The sequence below is a fragment of the Calidifontibacillus erzurumensis genome (genome assembly GCF_013303125.1).
GTDB lineage: Bacteria > Bacillota > Bacilli > Bacillales > Bacillaceae_J > Calidifontibacillus > Calidifontibacillus erzurumensis.
This window is the reverse complement of sequence record NZ_JABTTE010000034.1, coordinates 1-19,447: the sequence shown is the minus strand read 5'-3', so window position 1 is coordinate 19,447 and position 19,447 is coordinate 1. Positions and strand designations below refer to the sequence as shown.

Sequence of the window (19,447 nt, the reverse complement as noted above, 5' to 3'; positions counted from 1 at the left end):
TTGTTTAAACAATCGCTTAATTAAAGAGCTCTATACCAAATGTGGTGGTCATGCTTATCATATCAAGGACTTTGATGTTCCAAAACAATAAAACCATTCCTTACAAAAAATACTCTTCTTTAAATAAAAAAGGCTTTCCAAAAACGAAGGTGGACTGCCCCACATTAGCAGATATTCGTTTTTTTTTGCTTGAAATAAGGCAGGAAGGTAAGCTGAAAAAACCCCGTCATATCAAGGATTAACAAGGAAAAAGTAGGAGCAAATATGGGAAGGAAAGCAGGAAAATCCGCTCCTTTATCCTTACCTTTACCTCTATTCTGGAACGTTATTATTTTTTTAAAATAAGCGAAAAATCTTTTCACAAATGAGGAAGAAGCTCAAAAAAGTGGGGATGTTAATATTCCATCGAATAATAATGAAAAAAAGTGGAAAAGTGCTTGAGGGAGTTGGAGAGATGGGGGAAGAAAAGAAAGTATTGTTTAGGGATATTTTGGGAATTGTCGCTATTTTATTCTAATCTATTCTAAAAATGAAATAGCGACAGCATTGTTTTGCCATCGCACACGTTTCTTAAAGATTGTAATTTAATTATCATTATCTAAATCTCGATCAAGAAATGAATTATTACTGGCTTTGAATCCGTACTTTTTTTCGATAAATTGACCAACAATAGATTTGTTAATACCGTCTCGGACTGCTATTGAAATAATAAAATACAGGAGAAATAGACTAACAATCAAAAAAATAATATAAAAAATCAAACCTAACATATTTTTGCCCCCATTAAATGTAGTTTGTTATTAAATATTACCATAAAATTCCTTTTGCTCTCCGCAAATTTCATCTAAATGACTTTTTGAGTAACGGACATATCGGTTATGCAAAGGTGTAAAACTTAGGACCTACTGCATGTGGGATTACGGTCTATAATAAAAAAACATTTGTTATATTTATCAAGAATGGGTTGACTTGGTGATAAATAAGTGACATTATCCTTGAGTTCTAAATTCACACTAAATAAGAACCCTTTTCCAAACTTATTAACATTATTTGACAACAGCTTATTACAAACAATGTCAGTTAAGAAAAGGAATAACTCCTGTTTCAAACTTGACTAAATCTCCTAAATTCCACATTACAATCTCATGAATCAATTGATTTAATGATGAATCTGAACCTTTTTCCTCTTTGTTTATAGGTGGAGTGTATCCCAGCCATTTTCATTTTTTTCATCTTTAATATAAATGCAATTGATAATAGACAATGTCTAACCATTTTCCAAATTTATATCCGATATGTTTTAATCTACCGACCAATTGAAAACCAAACTGTTCATGTAATTTGATGCTTCCAACATTTTCTGAATCAATAACAGCAACTAATGTTCTCACTTTTCGTTTCTTCGCTTCTTCAATTAATTTTTGTAAAAGTTGTTTTCCAATTCCCTTTCCTTGATGTTTTGGTGAGACATACACAGAATGCTCCATGGAAAATTTATACCCTTCATATGGATAAAATCGTTTAAATGTGGCAAAACCAATAACTTCTTTATTTTCTTCATAAACGTACATCGGGTTATTTTCCTTTTCATTTTCCAAAAACCATTTTTGTTTTTCTTCCAACGTTTCTGGATCTGTGCGATATAGCGCTGTGGTATTCAAAATAGCATCATTATAGATTTCTAATACACTTTCAAGATCTTCCATCGTCATTGTACGAATCATTCTGTCAATCCTCCTTATAATCATTATTCGAAGTGGTATTCACCCAAGATACATATAACTAAATATTGAAAATCGAAACCAATTCCCATTAAACATCATTTATCTTTTTATTTATTTTATCTAAAACTATTTCTTTCGCTATACGTTGAGAGATTGCTCAACCCAGTAATCTTCTAGAGTAAAGATCCATGATAGACGCTAGGTAGAGTTAACCTTCCTTTGTCCATATATTATTTTGTGAGGACAGACTTTATAGTTGGCACTTACCTGCAATTCCATAACGTGATATCATATAGAAAAATTCAAGAAACTTGCGGAAATGCATTCTCTGTTCAAGTGCATTTATGTTTGTCTGATGGATGCCAAGGAATACACGTTTGGCATTGCCGGTGGGTTTAAGGAATACTTGCAAACATACGGTGAACCTGAAGCAACCAAAAAGAATTGAGTGGCTTCATCTGCGAATTTCTTAAATGCCGGAAGTGCCGCTTCAAAATAAGCGTATCGTGATAGGTGAGGAAAGTGTCATTGAGAAAAATTATATGGCTGGGTCCTGTTGTTTTTTTGATCCACGATTTGGAGGAAGTGTTTTGGACACAGCAATGGATAGAAAAGAACCGTTTTTTGTTTGAAGACACGCAATTTGAACGAGTGATAGAGGCCATGGGATATCAACCCGCTAAGTTTGGACTGGTAGTTGCCATGATCACGATCCTGTACGGCATTATTTCCTATTTCGCAACCAGGCAGATCCAGGTGGGACTGAGCATGAACCTGTATGTTTCAACAATATTGATCTTGTTTGTCAATGTTTTTACCCATGCGGGGCAAACCGTGATATTGGGAATGTATACTCCAGGTGTTGTCACAGCGGTATTGGTTGTCTTTCCTTATACGGTGATAGCGTTTCGAACATTGAAAGCTCACCACCTGATGACTAGGAAAACATGGAAAACCAGTCCGTTCATGTCCGTTGGAATGCTTGCTGTCATCTTTGGGCTAATGATGGCGTTGTAACGGATGATAATCAAATTCAGGTAGGGTGTTAAGGCTGCGGAGTGCACAACCCCAAGAGGCTTTTGGATTGGCAATGTGGGAGTTGATCTGACAGGTGGGAGGATCTGTATATTGCCAAATAAAAATACTAGTTTTGCAGTGCAGCTGCTCAGTAGCAACATTACATGAAGTGGTGGCTATGATAACCTTATATGGTGAATCCAGTCCTTGATACCCGCTTTCTGGCTTTGGAATAGACCTGAGAGTCTTCGTGTCAAGTTGCAATTCTCTGTATTCGATTCTGCAATACTATGTATTTTTCGCCTGTAAAAAACGAGGATCTAACCCATAAGCATTGCATGGGAGTTGAATATTTGTAAAAAATAACATTTGCATTTTTGTCGATTTTTCTAAAAAGTAACAGGGTGTTCTCAGTTCAGCTGGAATTGGTGCATTTATTAGAGAGTTGTTTCTGTGAAGAAAGAAAAACAAAGTTGCAATATAACTATATACCATTGTTCATAAACTTAAACTAAAAGAGAAATTGTTTAATAGGGTTTGTGTACTTATTTTTGAAAAAAATAAACTAAAGAGGGAGATTGAAATTGAGGAGAACGGGATTAACTTTAGGAGTAATCGCTGGTTTATTTAGTATTGTTTTGTGGATTATTTTAGTTTTTTATAACCCTTATACAGCTTCAAGTTCTAAAGTTGTAGCAGTTAATACATTTTTTATGTTATTCCTTCCAGCTTGTTTAGCTATCGTTTCTTCTATTATGAATAAAAAATATCTTATGTTAGCTGCATTTATTTGGTCTTTGCCAATCAGTTTGTATTTAATGCTTACACCTGGAATCTTTTCTTGGTTTATTGCTTCATGTATTACTTACTTCATTTGTTTTCTTCTTATGTTTTTTTCCAAGAGTAAAAGAGAAATCACCTAATAGATTGTGGAGAATGAACCCATTATTCCATTCTTTCTTTTTAACAATATTAGGTAGTGATTAAATATGGTCGAGGTTAAAAACTTAGAAATAGGTTACTAAAATACTACGATCGTAAGAAATATCAATCTTTCAATCGAACCTAATAAAATTTATGGACTTATAGGAAGAAATGGTGCGGGCAAAACAACCTTTTTGAAAACAGTTGCTAGATTACAAAATGAACGAAAGGGGGAGATCTTTTTTGAAGGAAGACGAATCTACAAGAAAGATTATTTAGACTTAGATGTTACCTTTATTGGAGATGAACATGCTTTTTTCAAGATTTAACGATGTTTGAACAATTTGCCTTTTTATGTAAATTAAACAGAATGGCAAAAAATGAAGCAGAGACAAAAATATCCTATCTTATTAAACGGTTTTGTTTAGAAGAATATTTGAATTATTACCCACACGCCTGTTCAAAAGAAACTATTCAACGATTCGGTTTAGTCTGTGGTTATTTAAAAATTAGTAAAATATTTCTATTAAATGAACCTTTTATTACTTTGAATCCTATACAAGAAAGAACACTTGAAAATCTATTAGTAAAGTATAAAAACGAAAATACTGTTTTGATTGTATCAAGTCATGATTTAGATAGTTTAGAAAAAAATATGTGATGAATACTTGGTAATTTATAATGGACAAATCAATCACATTTAAGCGGCCAATGGCAAGTGTTCAATAGTCGCAGGGTTTGCTTATTAAATGGCAAACGGCAATAATCTGAGGCCATAAGAGAACAGTAAAACAAATGGCTGGATTTAGTTATTAACATATTCACAACTATACCTGTGTATAAATTGTGTATAAATAGAGCCTTTTCAACTTTGGCCGGATCATTGGAGGTGCAAAGATGTTATTTATCTTTCTTAGTTTGATTGTCATCATTGTTTTATTAATATTTTTTAAAAATATGCCATTACTAATCTATTTTCAAAAGGAATTGCCAAGACAATTGCTTTATCAATTTATAAAAAGGTATTTTATTTTAAAGGTTGCAAAAAATATTGGTTAATATTTTATTTTTTACTTTTTTATTAATAAAAAAAGCTATTAATATTCCAATCACCATTCTAACTAAGATACTCCAATTTATTGATACTCCTATTAAATAATAGACGATGAGAAAACGAATTAATACTCCTTACACTTCCAAAAAGTATTTTAATAAATTCCATGATTAAACCATTTCCTTTATTAATTATTAGAATCCAAACAAAAAATAACATTAATAGTATATAATTACATTTTCATTTATTTTAAGTAAGTTATTCTAATGAAAAAATAGTGTCAAGACTGAGAAAATTACAGGTAGTTTGCCTTATAAGAGTAATAGCTCCCTCGTAAAGTAAATATTTCTTTGAACTATATGCCTCTTTGTTAGCGTGGTTCCACTAAAGAAAATTCTTTTTTGAAATTACTGAAAAATACAATTGACAAATGATGTTTGCATTTATACTATGGTTTTAGTAATTTCCAAAATTGGATAATAATCTCTAAAATTCGACATTTTAACATAGGAAGAAGGAACTGTGATTAAGGGGTTCTTTTGAAAGGGAGAGGAATTTATGGTCTTTTTTACAAAAAAAACAAAACCATGGAAGGACTATTTAAACTTTTCAAATTCAACAGACATATCTCAAATTGGAGAACGAGCTAAAGAAAAATTAAAGTTTTTAAATATCAATCAAGAAACGTTAACTCATGTTAGGGAAGCCGCTCCAATACTTGTACCATATAAAGATGAGATTATTCATCAATTTTATAATAAAGTCTTGTCTGTTGATCATTTGAAGAAAATAATCATCGAACATTCCACTGTAGATCGATTGAAAGTAACCATGGGGAGATACCTAGACCAGTTCCTTCAAGCTAATATAAATCATGAATACGTTTTGTCAAGAATTGTTGTAGGGCAAGTCCATAGCCGAATTCATTTAACTGCAGAAAATTTCATTGCCGCCCATCATTTGTTAATCCATTCCATGACATCCATCCTAATGGAAAAGTTACACCATAATCCCCACCAAATGATGCAGGCTGTTATTGCAATACAAAAACTAGGTGCCTATGATCAACAATTGATGGTTGAAGTATATATGGAAGAAACGATGAAGTCGTTCTTATTTGAAGTTAATGATCTGCTTAATCATACGATTCAATTAGATACAACGAGCCAATTGATTACGTCTATGGATAAACAGTTGGAGGAAAGTTGTAATGTTACAGCAGCTACTGAACAAATGAATGCTTCGATTCAAGAAGTGGCCAACCATACTGCAAGAGTAGCCGAAGGGACAAATGAAGCGGTGCGAACTGCTGATCAAAGTAAAGAGGAAATTGATAAAGCGTTGGATGATATTAGTCGGGTTGGATATGTTTATCATCAAATCGTTGAACAAGTCAATCTACTTGATAATGAAATTGGACATACTCAACAAGTTGTAAATATTATAAATGAAATTGCAGATCAGACGAATTTGCTTGCTTTAAATGCAAGTATTGAAGCAGCACGTGCTGGTGAGCAAGGAAGAGGTTTTTCTGTCGTTGCATCAGAGGTTCGAAAATTAGCTGAGCATACAAAAGAACAAATCAATCAGATTACTAAAAATATGAACTCTTTAAGGCATGTTTCCGGCAAGGTTATTCAACAAATTAAAGATACGGGCGAACTTGTTGAAAAAACTGTAGCGGGAGCTCAAAACGCTAGAGAAGTAAATGCGCAGATTGTTTCAACGATGAAAGAAATCAGCCATTCAACATCTCAAATTGCTGCAATGACTGAGGAACAGTCCTCTGTTATTGCAGAGATTACGGAGCGGAATTCTGTTATTCATGATCATAGTATTCACAACCAAGAAGTTGCCAAAGAAACTGCGAAGATTATTTACGATTTGAGTATAAAAATGGATCATCATCGAAATTCTTTCTTGGGGATTAATGTAAAACTTAATACAAATGATATGATTCGAATAGTCAAAACAGAGCACCTTATTTTAAAGTGGAAAATCTATAATATGTTGCTGGGAATCGAAACGATTGAAGCTAATCAAGTAATTACTTATGAGGACTGTGGGTTTGGTAAATGGTATTATGGTGATTTGCCTCCACTTATAAAAGGAAATCCTATCTATAAGGAATTAGAGGAACCTCATAAGCAGGTTCATCATTTTGCAAAAATCGCTGTAGAGAATTATAAGAGAGGAAATATTCATGATGCTGAACAAGCGTTGCAGCAGCTTGAACAAGCATCGGATCATTGGATGCATTTACTATCGAAACTTGAAGATTCTCTTTCAAAAAAATCAACAAAAATCATTCATTAGGAAAATAATAATAAGCCATTTAAAAAACGGGAATCTAATTTTTCTTAAGGTTCCCGTTTTTTCTATTTCGATTGGAATAGAAATATATTAAGATTTTATTTCAGATCAAATGTTGTTTTTGTACACTAGTGTGGTAATGATAAAGAATCAAACGAAACAGCTGTTTTTTTGAATGACCGCTAAGTGTTGGTTGGAGGCCAATATTGTTAAGTTTTTGAGATCGTTTTATTATAAAAACCATCATGAGCAACATTCGTTTTATTAAAATAATGTGTGTGTTATAATAATTCAAGTTTGAAAAGAAAAGGATGGAAACAGAAATGAAAAGCGCCTATATGAAATACATATCTTCACTGCTCATGTTTGGTACGAACGGGATTGTAGCAAGTTACATTTTATTGAACAGTTACGAAATTGTCTTTTGGCGGACTTTGATTGGCGGTCTTTTTCTTTTATTAGTGTTCATATGGACAAAGCAGAAGTTTCAGTTTTTTATTAACAAAATACATTTACTTTATTTATTGATTTCAGGCGTAGCCATGGGTGCTAGTTGGATGTTTTTATATGAGGCATTCACACAAATCGGTGTCAGCATTGCTACTCTTGCATATTATTGCGGTCCTGTTATCGTCATGATTCTTTCTCCACTAATATTTAAGGAAAAGTTGACGAGTGCTAAAATAGTTGGATTTCTTGCTGTAATCATTGGGTTGATTTGTGTAAATGGGCAAGTTTCTTCAGAGGGCGGAACATACTGGGGTTTCATTTGCGGAATATTATCAGCAATTATGTATGCTGTGATGGTCATTTTTAATAAAAAGGCAAAAACGATCACGGGACTTGAAAACTCCATGTGGCAGTTATTTACAAGCTTTTTAACTGTTTCAATTTTTATTGGTATCAAACAAGGATTTTCAGTCGGTATTTCGCAAGGAAGTTTACTGCCAATATTGCTTTTAGGCGTTGTAAATACTGGGATCGGCTGTTATTTATATTTTTCTTCCATTGGTAGTCTTTCAGTGCAGACGGTGTCCATTCTCGGAGCTTTAGAGCCACTTTCGGCTTTAATTTTTTCAGCTGCCATTTTAGGTGAAAAATTGAGCCCTATACAAATGATTGGGGCTGTATTGATTATAGGCGGGGCAGCAATTGGAGAATTGTATCGAAAAAATAAAAATGAGCAAATAGAAAATAAAGAAACAATCGTTTTGTGACCAATTCTTCAAAGGAACAACTACTTTCATATCCAAATGTAAAAACAAATAAGTTCCTGAAAACGATTGAAACACCATTTATATTTATCAAGTAGTTTGTGGTTATGTTGACATTTCTGAAATAAATATTAAAAGCTAGGCGATCCTTCAATCAACAAAGGATGGCCTTTTTTTGACCGTAAAAACTAAGCGTTACGGAAGACTTGTCCTTCACAAATATTTACTTTTCACTGAAATAGTGATTTTGCACCAATGGTTTGTCTCATTCATATGGATAAATGGGTTGAACTTTTTATGGTGGAGGGATTTTGTTTTGTACGATTATTTTTATCATAACAACATGACGCCGGTGTATAGACAAAGAATAACGAAAGAACAAGCTCAAGAGATTGCTCTGAGCCATGTACCAGGAGAAATTCTACATGTTGATATGGATTTAGAAAATGGTGTATTAGTTTATGAAGTTTTCATATTAACGCAGGACAACCGAATAATTGAAGTTGAGATTTTGGCGAAATCAGGAAGGGTTTTAAAAATAGAACAAGAAAATGATTTTGACTAAAAAGAAATAGATTAAAGTGGCTGCACATGTTACAGCCGCTTTAATCTATTTATTCTTGTTTTGCTCGGACAAACAGTAACATCATAAAGGAAAGAATAACAATTGAAATGACCCACATCCATGCCATTGTCATATTTCCAGAATCAATCGCTATATATATGGCTGTTGGAATTGTCTGTGTTTTCCCCGGTATATTGCCGGCAAACATCAAGGTAGCACCAAATTCACTCAATGCACGTGCAAAGCTTAATATACTTCCAGTAATAAGAGATTTTGAAGCTAATGGAATCGAAATAAATAAGAAAATTTTCCATTCATTTGCTCCATCAACTTTGGCTGCTTCTTCAATTTCAAGAGGAACTCCTTGAAATCCCGATTTTGCGGACTGATACATCAATGGAAATGCCACGACAGTTGAAGCTATTACAGCAGCCCACCAAGTGAATATGATGGGCTGATGAAAAAGCCACTCAATAGTCTGCCCAACGATGCTATTTTTTCCAAAAAATACAATAAGGAAAAAGCCAACAACCGTCGGTGGCAGAACCATCGGAAGCATGAGTATTGTTTCTAATGCTGCTTTACCTTTGAAAGATTTTCTCGCTAAAAATCTTCCTATTAATGTTCCGAACACAATTACAACCGTCCCTGATACCGCAGCTGTTTTTACTGATAACCAAATGGGACTTAAAAATTCTTTACTTAATAGTAAATCCATATTCCTCAAATACCTTCAATGCATGATCGCTTTGTAAATACTCGTAAAATTTTTTTGCTTCTTCGTAATGTTTTGTGTTTTTGATGATTCCGATTGGATAAATAATTGGACCATGAATAGCGGGGTCGGCAGATGCAACGATCTCTACTTTATCAGAATTTAGTGCATCTGTTTTGTACACAAGCCCAGCGTCCACATTACCAGTTTCTACATAGGATAATACTTGGCGGACATCTTTTGCAAAGACGATTTTTGATTCAATTTCTTCCCATATACCCATTTTTTCAAGAGCTTCTTTTGCGTATTTTCCCGCTGGAACGGTTTCATAAGTTCCGATTGAAATGCTATCAATTTCAGATTTTGTAAGGTCTTCAAAACTATTTATAGAAGATTCGTTTTTTGGAATAACTAATACAAGGGAATTTCCAAGAAGGTCAATTCCATCTTCTTCATTAATCAAACCTTCCTCAACAAGATAATCAAATTTTTCTTCTGCTGCTGAGAAAAATAGATCAACTGGCGCACCTTGCGAGATTTGCTGCTGCAAAGCACCTGAACTTCCAAAATTGAAGGTCAACGTTGTATCGGGATGTTCCTCTTGATATGTACGTTGAATAACTTCCATCGCATTCTTTAAACTAGCAGCCGCTGAAATAGTTAATTCAACATATTTAGTCGTATTCGATAGTTGTTCGTTCTTATTCGAAGAGGAATCAGCATTTTCGTTATTAGAACAAGCCACTGTAAATATGAGCATACAGAAAAGAAAACTAATAAACTGAACCGATTTTTTCATATTTTCACCTCGATCAGTTATAACTAATTATATCTTATTATAACTAAATATAAAAAAGAATGACTTTCCTCACACTTGTTATAACTTTTCATTGATTTTTCTTAATATTAAACTTTGCCTGTTTTTACTAATTAAGAATGCAAACTTCCGTTGTTGATATAAAACCATATAATTAATAACTATTTATAATTATTAAACTGCAATGAGTAAGGCTTGGTATACATTTATCTATACCTAATCATTCAGTTATAATAAAAGGGGAGTGATCGTATGAATAACAATATTTCCTATACTATAGATGAAGTGGCTCAAATATTAAAGATATCTAAATTGACAGCTTATGATTTAATTAAAAAAGGGGATCTTGTTGCCTTTAGAGTCGGCAGGCAAATGAGGGTTGAGCACGAAGAAATTGAAAGATATAAATCGAAAAATAGAACAGGTGCTGTACAAGAAGAAAAAAATGATTCAAGAGAATATAAGAAACCGAGAAATAGAGTTAAAAATCAAGTTTTGTTAAGCGGTCAGGATCTTGTTTTAGATATTTTAAGCAAACATATTGAAAAAAATACATCTTTGACTCCCCTAAGATCATATACTGGCAGTTTAAATAGCCTTATATCGATGTATAACGGTGAATGTGATGTAGTAAGTGTCCATTTATATGATGGTGACACAGGAGAATATAATCTTCCCTACGTCAAACGATTATTAGTAAGTCATCCATTTATCCTTATGAATTTAGTTTGTAGAACGGCTGGCTTTTATGTAAAAAAAGGAAATCCGCTAAATATTAAAGAGTGGAAGGATTTAGCTAAAGCGGGTGTCACGATTGTAAATCGCGAAAAAGGTTCAGGAGCAAGGGTCCTGTTAGACGAGCAATTAAGAATAAATGGTATTTCTAAAGATTCGGTAAAGGGATATGGTGTGGAATTAACAAGTCATTTTTCAATAGCTTCAGCAGTGGCTGGAGGTCAAGCTGATGTTGGTGTAGGCATTGAAAATGCTGCAAAAATGATAAATGTCGACTTTATACCATTGATCAAAGAACAGTATGATTTAGTGTTGCTAAAAACAAAAGAAAACGATGAATTAGTAAAAATCATGAAAGAAGCTGTTTGTTCTGAAGAATTTCGCTCTCAGTTAGAACAATTAAATGGTTATGATCTTAGTCTTACAGGAAAAATAATTTACGAATCATAAAAAATATATGAAAAGATATGACTGATTGGGCTATAGTGTTAAGTGCCTTTTCAGTTATTTTTTATTTAAACAAACGTTTAATTAAAAGTAGCGGGAAGCAGATAATCATGATGATTTTAATAGTAGTGAAGGAATAGAAAATAATTAAATAATTTCTTATATACGGAGGATTAAAATGCCAATTCATAAAGAGCGGCTAAAATTAAAAATTCCAAAAACAAAGAGCGAATGGCTATGGGATTTTATCGGTTATTCTTTTTACTTCGGTTCCATCGTTTTATTAATTGCTGTTTGGAACATACTTCCTGAAAAAGTCCCTGCACATTATAATGCTTTCGGAGAGATCGACCGTTGGGGGTCAAAATGGGAATTGCTAATTCTTCCAGGCATAGGGGCATTGATTTTATTATTCATGCAAATAATGGAGAAACATCCTGAAGTTCATCAATATCCAGAAAGATTGAACGAGGCGAATGCTGAACAATTTTATTTAATTAGCCGGAAACTTGTTAATCAATTGAAAAATATATGCCTTATCCTTTTTGGGGTGTTATTATTTGAAATGGTTTCTGATGCTTTAGGGTGGGGAATCAGATTTGGTAAATGGCTGTTGCCGCTCATTATTATTGGTACAATTGCCCCCATTATAATTGGAATGATTAAACAAAGTAAAATTAAATAGAAAACGATGTATTTTGAAGGAAATTTTGCTTGTAACGCTCTAGTCCAGTCTAAGTAGAATTACTTTTTTTATTTTATCATTAACAATCACAATCGATTGGTAAATATATTGCTTTCATTGAAAAGTATTTTGCTCCAAATGATTGGGGGATAGAAATAATCATTTTTAATAAGCCCAAATAATTACTGAAGGAAAGATGGTTGGCCATTTGAAAAAGATATAAAAAGGAAAGATTAGTGAATATAATGAACCACCAAACTTTGAACTTAAAAGCTTGGTGGTTCTAGGGGTAAGAGCTATTCTTTACTGATTGTAAAGGAATACGGAGGGTCACCTTGAATGTCTATAAGAATCCATCCGTCCTTTTGTTAGTGTACAAAAGTTTTTCTAAATATAGTCAAAAACAAATAGATAAAAAAACGCCCAAAACACCGATAAGGCTAAAGCTACTTTTGGATTTTTATAATGTATGCGAACTACCACGAACATTACAACATCAAAAAATAGCGACCATCCCAATGACCATCCGTTATGATGTGAGATCATAGAAAAATATTTAACCATTAACCACTCGATTACAAAGAAAATAAGGATCCATTTAATAATATAAATGGCTTGTTTGAAATAATTGTCATCAGGATAATTAGATAAATATAAAAAAATTGACATCGGATAAATAAAGAAGGAATGCAGTATATGGGTTAAAAGATGGTTTGTATAAACATGTGGCTCCAGTTCCCACAAATGGAAAGTATGATGAGATAGAAATTCATATAAAGAACTCGCTAATGCGGTATATAACATTGATGGATAATATTGTTCCCACTTTTTCCAGTCCCCGAAAAATTTTGAAGCGATAATTACACCTATTGCTAGTAAGATATGCAAGTGAATCTCCTCTTCTTATATTTTTTCAATTTAATGAGAAATAAAACAATAGAAATTGAAATGATAGGTCTTAAGCTCTATAGATATTTATGAAATGGAGGTTTGTTGCTATATAGTGAATGGAGTGATACAATAAATACCACTACGTATAGTATGGACATGTTTTGTGGAAATATATGTAAAAATGGTAAAAAATTTTTTACAAAAATAAAAGTTTGTTACAATTTATTATAAAATTTGGTAAAATAAGTATAGGAATTTTTTCATAATTCAAAAATGTATGTAGAATAATTTAGAAGAATAGGGGATAAAAATGAAGAAAAATGTCAATGAATTAAAAGCCCCTATCTCACTCGAAAATCATAAATTTATTGTTGGGATAGAAGGGTTAAAGAAAAAGATTGAGGAACTTCGGATGATGATGGTAGAATCAGCATACAAAAAAGGTTTTCATCATCAAGAAACCGTTGAAATTAGTCAAAAGCTCGACCAATTATTAAATGAATTTGAATCTATAACAGCTAAGCAAACATCCATTGGTGCTACCGGGCAGGTTGCATTTTAATTCTTTGACTGAGTTGATTTTACAAATGAATATTGAAGTTGTTTTATAAAGAAGCTCTTCAGGTAGGAAATGAAAGTAAAAAAGGGCTTCCAGAAAGTGTACATTTACCTTTTATCCTTTCGATCGTTCTTTCAAATGTTGTGTTTCTTCATTTTTGATGTTTATAGTTTATGGGAATTCCACTTTTGGACAAGCCCTTAGTTTATTATTCAAACACAATGCCTATTCCGTCTGAGCCCAATGGAGATTGGCTATCCTAGTTAGGTCTCTGTATTGATTCGGACTGAAGCCGATTCATTAAGTATAAAATCCGTCTGTATCTTTCAAAGAACTCCTTTCGTTTCCACAAGAAAAGTGCTGAATTCGGACATTTCCATCATTTCAAACTGTTTGTCTTATATTAATTTTTGAATTTTAAAATTATCTTCAAGAAGAACCCAGTTTTGCGGAAAAGGGTAACCCAGAACCCAATAACTTACACCAAGCAAATTATAATCTTTGATTGTATCAAATTTGGCTTGGGCGCTTCTTGCATCCTCAAACCACACTTCATGGCGTCTTCCTTGCTCATCCGTATACCGGAAGAAAGGGGATGCTGAAATAGGGTCGTATTGGATCGTTGCACCATATTTTATGGCTCTTGCGACGGCTTCCTGCGGACTGAATGTTTCAGCTTCTTGACCTTGAACATGCGGAATTCTCCAATCTCTTGCATATAATTGGAATCCCATAAGAATTTTTTTTCTTGGAATGACTGAAACAGCATAATCAAGCACCCTTTTGATTTCATTTAAAGGCGAAATTGAGCGGGGTGGTCCTAGCCGGTATCCCCATTCATAAGTCATAAGGACAACAAAGTCTGCGATTCTGCCGTGGGCAGGATAATCATGGGCCTCATACAGCAGCCCTTTTTGCTGCACTAATTTTCGGTGCCAAAGAAGTTGACACAAAATACCCTTCCCGGTGAAGTGTATCAACAGCTTGCTCGAGGAATTGGTTATACAATTCGCGATCGGCAGGTAATACATTTTCAAAGTCAATATTTAATGCGCGATAATTTTTTTCTTTCATGATTTTTAAAATATTGTTTAGTAATCTTTGTTTGTTTTCTTCGCTTGCCAACACAGCATGGGCAACATTTTCGCCTGCTTCCGTCACTGTGAAATTTGTAATGGACATCATCGGAATACACCTTTTTGCCAAACAGATCCCGATCGCATCGGAATCGTCTGCCATATAGAGTTTTAAAGATCCATCGGGTTGTATGACATAGGCAAAAGTGGCAAGGTAGGTTAAATGTTCTGCAACTTTTTCAACAATTTGTTCAGCTTCTTTCCCTGAATGATACGTAAATGCATTTGTTATGATCGTTGGTTTTTGCCTTGGAATAATGATTGGAACACCTGGATACAATAGATTCGGATTTTGAATTTGATTTACTTTTAAGATGTCATCAATGGTCGTTCCATAAGTTTGGGCAATTTTCCAAAGTGTCTCGCCGGTCTGTATGATATGCTTTCGGGCAGGGATTTGTAAGGTTGTACCTGGATAGATGAGAGAAGGGTTTGTCATGTGGTTCGCCCTGACAATATCGTCAACCGTAATCCCATAACGGTCAGCAATCATCCACAATGTTTCCCCAGATCTTACAGTATGAGCCGTGTACGGGGTAGGAATCACTAGTGACTGTCCAACAACCAATTGGTTGGGATATGCCAATTCATTTATTTCAATTATTCGGGCAATCGTTACGCGATAACGGTTGGCAATACTCCATAATGTTTCTCCTCTTTGAACAACATGGATAATCAAGATTTTTTCCTCCCATCAAAGGTAGTAAAAACCATCGGGATTTTTTATCTAATATTTTTGAATTCGGAAATTATCCGCTAGAACATGCCAATTTTGCGGGAATGGATTCCCTAAAACCCAATAGCTTACACCCCGCAAGTGAAGTTCTTTTACTAAATCATATTTTGCTTGGACACTGCGGGCATCTTCGAACCAAACGATATGTTCTTTTCCTTGTTCATCAAAATATCGATAAAATGGGGATTTGGCTCTTTCGTCGAATTGAATGACCACTCCATATTTTGCCGCTTGCATGACAGCATCTTGCGGGCTTAAAGTTCGTGCCCAAGGTCCTCCTTGGACATAAGGCAATGTCCAATCATAACCATATAATGGCATTCCCATCATAATTTTATTGCTTGAAATTTCTGTCAATGCATATTGAATCACTTTCCGTACTTCACTAATTGGTGCAACTGCCATTGGCGGACCACCAGACCATCCCCATTCGTAAGTCATTATGACAACGAAGTCGACGATTTCTCCGTGTGCCGGGTAATCATGGGCTTCATATAACAATCCTTTTTGATCAGCTGAATACTTCGGTGCGATTGCAGTCGAAACAGTATAACCGTATGGATGAAGGCGATTGACGACACGCCGTAAAAAAGCATTATAATTTTCACGATCTTGCTGGTATAAATACTCAAAATCAATATTTAATCCTCTATATCCTTTTTGTTGCATAATTTGGATAATGTTATCTAGCAATTTGTTTTGAATGTCTACGTTTTGGAAGATTTCATGTGCAAGGTCAGAGCTAAATTCTCCTTCGCTAAAATTGGTCAATATCATTAACGGGGATACAGATGAAGCTTTTGCAATATTCAATAATCCTGTTTCATTGATCATCCGTACTGTTCCATCGGCTCTTGCTTGATAACTAAATGGACTAATATATGTTAAATAGCTGCCGATTTTCCTGATGATTTGCTGTGCGTTTTGATCAAAAGTTGTAATATAAGCATTTACTTCAATAAGAGGCTTTACTTGTTCTGGAATTATGAGACGTTGACCTGGGAAAATTTGCGATGGGTTTGCAATATTGTTAACAAGGATTATATCTTTGAGGGGAACGCCGTACTTTACAGAAATGGACCAAAGTGTTTCACCAAACTGGACGAAATGAAAATTAGATGGAATTTTTAAACGCTGCCCAGGATAAATTAAATTAGGATTTTTTATTTGGTTTTCAAAAATAAGGGCTTCAACGGTAACGCCGTACCTTTGAGCCACGCTCCACAAAGTTTCACCAAGTTGAATAATATGATACCTGGCAGCTGTTGGCACAACTAATGACTGTCCAACAACCAAAAGGTTTGGATTTGTCATTTCATTTGCAGCGATGATTTGTTCGATGGCAACCCCATATTTTTGGGAAATTCTCCATAAAGTATCACCTGGCTGGACCAAATGAATATACATGTTGATCATCCTTTCTCATAAAGGTACACAATTCTTCAGCATTCTAAACAAATTTATGAAAGGAATTTGGCAGATATTCGTAGGAGAGGGTGGCTTACTTGCTTCTAAACAACTGCTTTTTGTTTTCGACATGTTCCGCTCTTGATAAGTAGAATGGGAAAATATAGGACTTGCTTGTTCAAGAAATTGGCATTTTATAGGATTAAAAATAATGGGTAGCCTTAATAAAATTTTAGTTGGAGAAATAGGGGAAGTGTATTATAGCATTGGCTTTGTCCTAAATATATTGTAGTTCGTGATATCGGAAAATATTAATATGTGGTTATGTGGTCAAGTTGTTGGCTTTTTAATTGAACGTTGCAAAAATATACTTACCTATTGGCTTTATTTCATAGCACTTTTAATAAGATAGCAATGAAGAAAAAATCTTAATAAAATTTTCATAAGGACGGTTCTACTGTTTCAAAATTTTAAGAAACGGATGAACCGTTTCTACATTTCCAAATTAAATAAACGTTTGATGGAAAGAAAAATATATTAAAAAAACTTGCCTTCAAGAAAAAAATCGTGTATAGTATTTGATTAGCAAAAAGAAAGGGTGAATTTGATCAAATGATTTACTAATCCTATTTGATGAAAAAGTAGCAGAGGTCTGTTCAGTGAAAAACTTCATAGCAGTTTCTTAATCTTGAGCAGTTCTCATTTACAATTTTTTCTGGATAGGATTAGTATGTCATAATCAAATACAAGCTTTGAAGGGTATTTGTCTCCTTTTTTGAGGATTCAAATGCATTCTTTGTTGTTGTATTTTGTGCTGCCTCCTATCCAGATGATGAACAGGAGGTTTTTTATTTTGGATAGAAATACTGCAAGTACATTAACAAATAACAGTCATGCGAAGTCGGGTAGTTTGTTCCAAAATCGCGTTTTCCAGTCAATTATTATTTCTGGATTATTTTTACAAATTGGAATCTGGGTGCGAAATTTTGCTATTTTGCTTTTTGTAATGGAAAAGACGAATGGAGATTCATTTGCCGTATCGATGATTTCTGTGGCAGAGTTCGCTCCGATTTTTCTCTTTTCATTTATAGGTGGTACATTTGCTGACCGTTTGAATCCAAAAAAGACAATGGTTTGGTGTGATCTATTAAGTGCCTTATCGATTTTTGCCGTGTTGGTTACACTAATATTTGGAACTTGGCAAGCGGTGTTTTTTGCAACATTAATTTCGGCAATTCTTTCCCAATTTTCTCAGCCGTCAGGGTTGAAGCTTTTTAAAATGCATTTGCCAGTAGAACAAATGCAACAAGGAATGTCTTTTTACCAAACGTTGTTTTCTGTATTTATGGTGTTAGGTCCAATTATTGGAACATTTATGTATGATACGTTTGGGATTCAAGTATCAATTGCTGTAACAGGTATCGCTTTTGTTTTATCAGCAGTCGCCCTTGCTTTTCTACCAAATAGCAATCAAACAGAGCGTGAAGTTGCTTCTAAAACAACTTTGTGGGAAGAAATGAAAAGTGGAATTAAATATGTGTTACAGAAGAAAGATCTAAGTTTGTTAGGATTATGTTTTATGGGAGCAGGCCTTGGGCTTGGATTGATTCAACCACTTACGATTTTTCTTGTTACTGAACAATTAGGATTGCCGAAAGAAAACTTGCAATGGTTAATTACAGCGAATGGGGCCGGTATGATTGTTGGGGGAGCATTAGTTATGATTTTCTTAAAAAATGTTCCTCCACAAAGGTTACTCGCACTTGGAATGCTGTCCAATGTCATTGGCCTTTCAATCATTGGCTTCTCATCAAGTATTTGGATTACCCTTTTGGCAGAGCTTTTTATTGGTTTGATGCTGCCTTGTATTCATATCGGCATTAACACATGGATTTTACAAAGTACAGAAGGAGCTTTTATTGGCAGGGTGAACGGGATTTTAAGCCCAATGTTTACTGGTTCAATGGTTTTAACGATGAGTCTTGCTGGTATATTAAAAGAAATGTTCTCCTTAACAGCTATGTTTGAAGCTTCTGCTGTTTTGTTTTTAATCGGTTTGAGTTTTATTTTACCTTTGTACAATATGAAGATTGTGGAATCGAAATAATTGATGCAGGAAGGTGCAGGTGCTATGATGGTATCTGCACCTTTTTTAAATGAAATTGTATGTGTTAAATCCCATTTAATCTTTTTTACCCTGACCATCTACATATTTCTTTTCGATATATTTGCCGACTACAGATTTGTTAATCCCATCCCTGACTGCTGTTGAAATTACTAAATACAGAATAAATAGAAAAACAATCAAAAGAATAATATTTATAAAGAGGACTATACCTCCAGTGCCTATATTTGAAATCATGTTTATCCTCCTTTAATTGTTCTAGTTATTACCTTAAAACAACATAATTTCCATAATATTCCTTATATAACTTTTATTCTACTATTAAACCTTAATAAAATACTAACAATTCTATGAACATTTTAAGGAATAGAAGATTATCCTAC

At 33.9% G+C, this 19,447-nt stretch carries 19 protein-coding genes and 1 pseudogene; 12 read left to right on the top strand and 8 right to left on the bottom strand.

The window, feature by feature from the left end; translation table 11 throughout:
• Nucleotides 1-584: 584 nt before the first annotated feature.
• Complete coding sequence (locus tag HR057_RS16135) at nt 585-770, bottom strand: hypothetical protein (RefSeq protein ID WP_173732471.1); 186 nt, start codon at nt 768-770, stop codon at nt 585-587.
• 465 nt (nt 771-1,235) lie between these two features.
• Complete coding sequence (locus HR057_RS16130) at nt 1,236-1,724, bottom strand: GNAT family N-acetyltransferase (protein WP_173732470.1); 489 nt, start codon at nt 1,722-1,724, stop codon at nt 1,236-1,238.
• A 528-nt stretch (nt 1,725-2,252) separates the two neighbouring features.
• Here HR057_RS16130 and HR057_RS16125 point away from each other — a divergent pair.
• The 8 genes from HR057_RS16125 to HR057_RS16090 all read left to right on the top strand — a co-directional run bounded on the left by HR057_RS16125 (nt 2,253) and on the right by HR057_RS16090 (nt 8,811).
• Entirely contained in the window at nt 2,253-2,741 is a 489-nt protein-coding gene (locus HR057_RS16125; RefSeq protein ID WP_173732469.1) for an HXXEE domain-containing protein, read from the top strand.
• 584 nt (nt 2,742-3,325) lie between these two features.
• Entirely contained in the window at nt 3,326-3,664 is a 339-nt protein-coding gene (locus HR057_RS16120) for a hypothetical protein (RefSeq protein WP_173732468.1), read from the top strand.
• Nucleotides 3,665-3,775: 111 nt separating this feature from the next.
• Entirely contained in the window at nt 3,776-3,994 is a 219-nt protein-coding gene (locus HR057_RS17440; protein ID WP_173732474.1) for an ATP-binding cassette domain-containing protein, read from the top strand.
• 2 nt (nt 3,995-3,996) lie between these two features.
• Nucleotides 3,997-4,326 carry an ATP-binding cassette domain-containing protein gene (locus HR057_RS16110; RefSeq protein ID WP_173732467.1) on the top strand — a complete coding sequence of 110 codons (330 nt, stop codon included), beginning with the start codon at nt 3,997-3,999 and terminating at the stop codon, nt 4,324-4,326.
• 236 nt (nt 4,327-4,562) lie between these two features.
• The gene (locus HR057_RS16105) at nt 4,563-4,724 is read left to right on the top strand and encodes a hypothetical protein (protein ID WP_173732466.1); all 162 of its coding nucleotides are present in this window, start codon (nt 4,563-4,565) and stop codon (nt 4,722-4,724) included.
• A 553-nt stretch (nt 4,725-5,277) separates the two neighbouring features.
• Complete coding sequence (locus HR057_RS16100) at nt 5,278-7,035, top strand: methyl-accepting chemotaxis protein (protein WP_173732465.1); 1,758 nt, start codon at nt 5,278-5,280, stop codon at nt 7,033-7,035.
• A gap of 320 nt (nt 7,036-7,355) precedes the next feature.
• The gene (locus HR057_RS16095; RefSeq protein WP_173732464.1) at nt 7,356-8,249 is read left to right on the top strand and encodes a DMT family transporter; all 894 of its coding nucleotides are present in this window, start codon (nt 7,356-7,358) and stop codon (nt 8,247-8,249) included.
• A 313-nt stretch (nt 8,250-8,562) separates the two neighbouring features.
• Nucleotides 8,563-8,811, top strand: coding sequence for a PepSY domain-containing protein (locus HR057_RS16090; RefSeq protein ID WP_374723608.1), 249 nt, complete (start codon nt 8,563-8,565; stop codon nt 8,809-8,811).
• A 49-nt stretch (nt 8,812-8,860) separates the two neighbouring features.
• Here HR057_RS16090 and modB read toward each other — a convergent pair whose 3' ends face one another.
• Complete coding sequence (gene modB, locus HR057_RS16085; RefSeq protein WP_173732463.1) at nt 8,861-9,529, bottom strand: molybdate ABC transporter permease subunit; 669 nt, start codon at nt 9,527-9,529, stop codon at nt 8,861-8,863.
• Nucleotides 9,510-10,325 carry a molybdate ABC transporter substrate-binding protein gene (gene modA / locus HR057_RS16080; RefSeq protein ID WP_173732462.1) on the bottom strand — a complete coding sequence of 272 codons (816 nt, stop codon included), beginning with the start codon at nt 10,323-10,325 and terminating at the stop codon, nt 9,510-9,512. The genes modB and modA overlap by 20 nt, the downstream gene beginning before the upstream one ends.
• A 270-nt stretch (nt 10,326-10,595) precedes the next feature.
• Between modA and HR057_RS16075 the strand changes: the two genes are divergently transcribed.
• Complete coding sequence (locus HR057_RS16075) at nt 10,596-11,528, top strand: substrate-binding domain-containing protein (protein ID WP_173732461.1); 933 nt, start codon at nt 10,596-10,598, stop codon at nt 11,526-11,528.
• 175 nt (nt 11,529-11,703) lie between these two features.
• Nucleotides 11,704-12,210, top strand: coding sequence for a DUF1648 domain-containing protein (locus HR057_RS16070; RefSeq protein WP_173732460.1), 507 nt, complete (start codon nt 11,704-11,706; stop codon nt 12,208-12,210).
• Between the two features lie 387 nt (nt 12,211-12,597).
• Here HR057_RS16070 and HR057_RS16065 read toward each other — a convergent pair whose 3' ends face one another.
• Entirely contained in the window at nt 12,598-13,098 is a 501-nt protein-coding gene (locus HR057_RS16065) for a CBO0543 family protein (RefSeq protein WP_173732459.1), read from the bottom strand.
• Nucleotides 13,099-13,411: 313 nt separating this feature from the next.
• On the opposite strand from HR057_RS16065, the gene HR057_RS16060 reads away from it, so the two are divergent.
• Nucleotides 13,412-13,663, top strand: coding sequence for an aspartyl-phosphate phosphatase Spo0E family protein (locus tag HR057_RS16060; RefSeq protein ID WP_173732458.1), 252 nt, complete (start codon nt 13,412-13,414; stop codon nt 13,661-13,663).
• Nucleotides 13,664-14,058: 395 nt separating this feature from the next.
• Here HR057_RS16060 and HR057_RS16055 read toward each other — a convergent pair.
• Nucleotides 14,059-15,475: pseudogene (locus HR057_RS16055) on the bottom strand (LysM peptidoglycan-binding domain-containing protein).
• A 48-nt stretch (nt 15,476-15,523) separates the two neighbouring features.
• The gene (locus tag HR057_RS16050) at nt 15,524-16,939 is read right to left on the bottom strand and encodes a glycoside hydrolase family 18 protein (RefSeq protein ID WP_173732457.1); all 1,416 of its coding nucleotides are present in this window, start codon (nt 16,937-16,939) and stop codon (nt 15,524-15,526) included.
• An 853-nt stretch (nt 16,940-17,792) separates the two neighbouring features.
• Between HR057_RS16050 and HR057_RS16045 the strand changes: the two genes are divergently transcribed.
• Nucleotides 17,793-19,046, top strand: a complete 1,254-nt coding sequence (locus HR057_RS16045) for an MFS transporter (protein WP_230474500.1) — start codon at nt 17,793-17,795, stop codon at nt 19,044-19,046.
• 75 nt (nt 19,047-19,121) lie between these two features.
• Here the strand turns inward: HR057_RS16045 and HR057_RS16040 are convergent, their stop codons facing one another.
• Nucleotides 19,122-19,301 carry a hypothetical protein gene (locus HR057_RS16040; protein ID WP_173732456.1) on the bottom strand — a complete coding sequence of 60 codons (180 nt, stop codon included), beginning with the start codon at nt 19,299-19,301 and terminating at the stop codon, nt 19,122-19,124.
• Nucleotides 19,302-19,447: the final 146 nt, after the last annotated feature.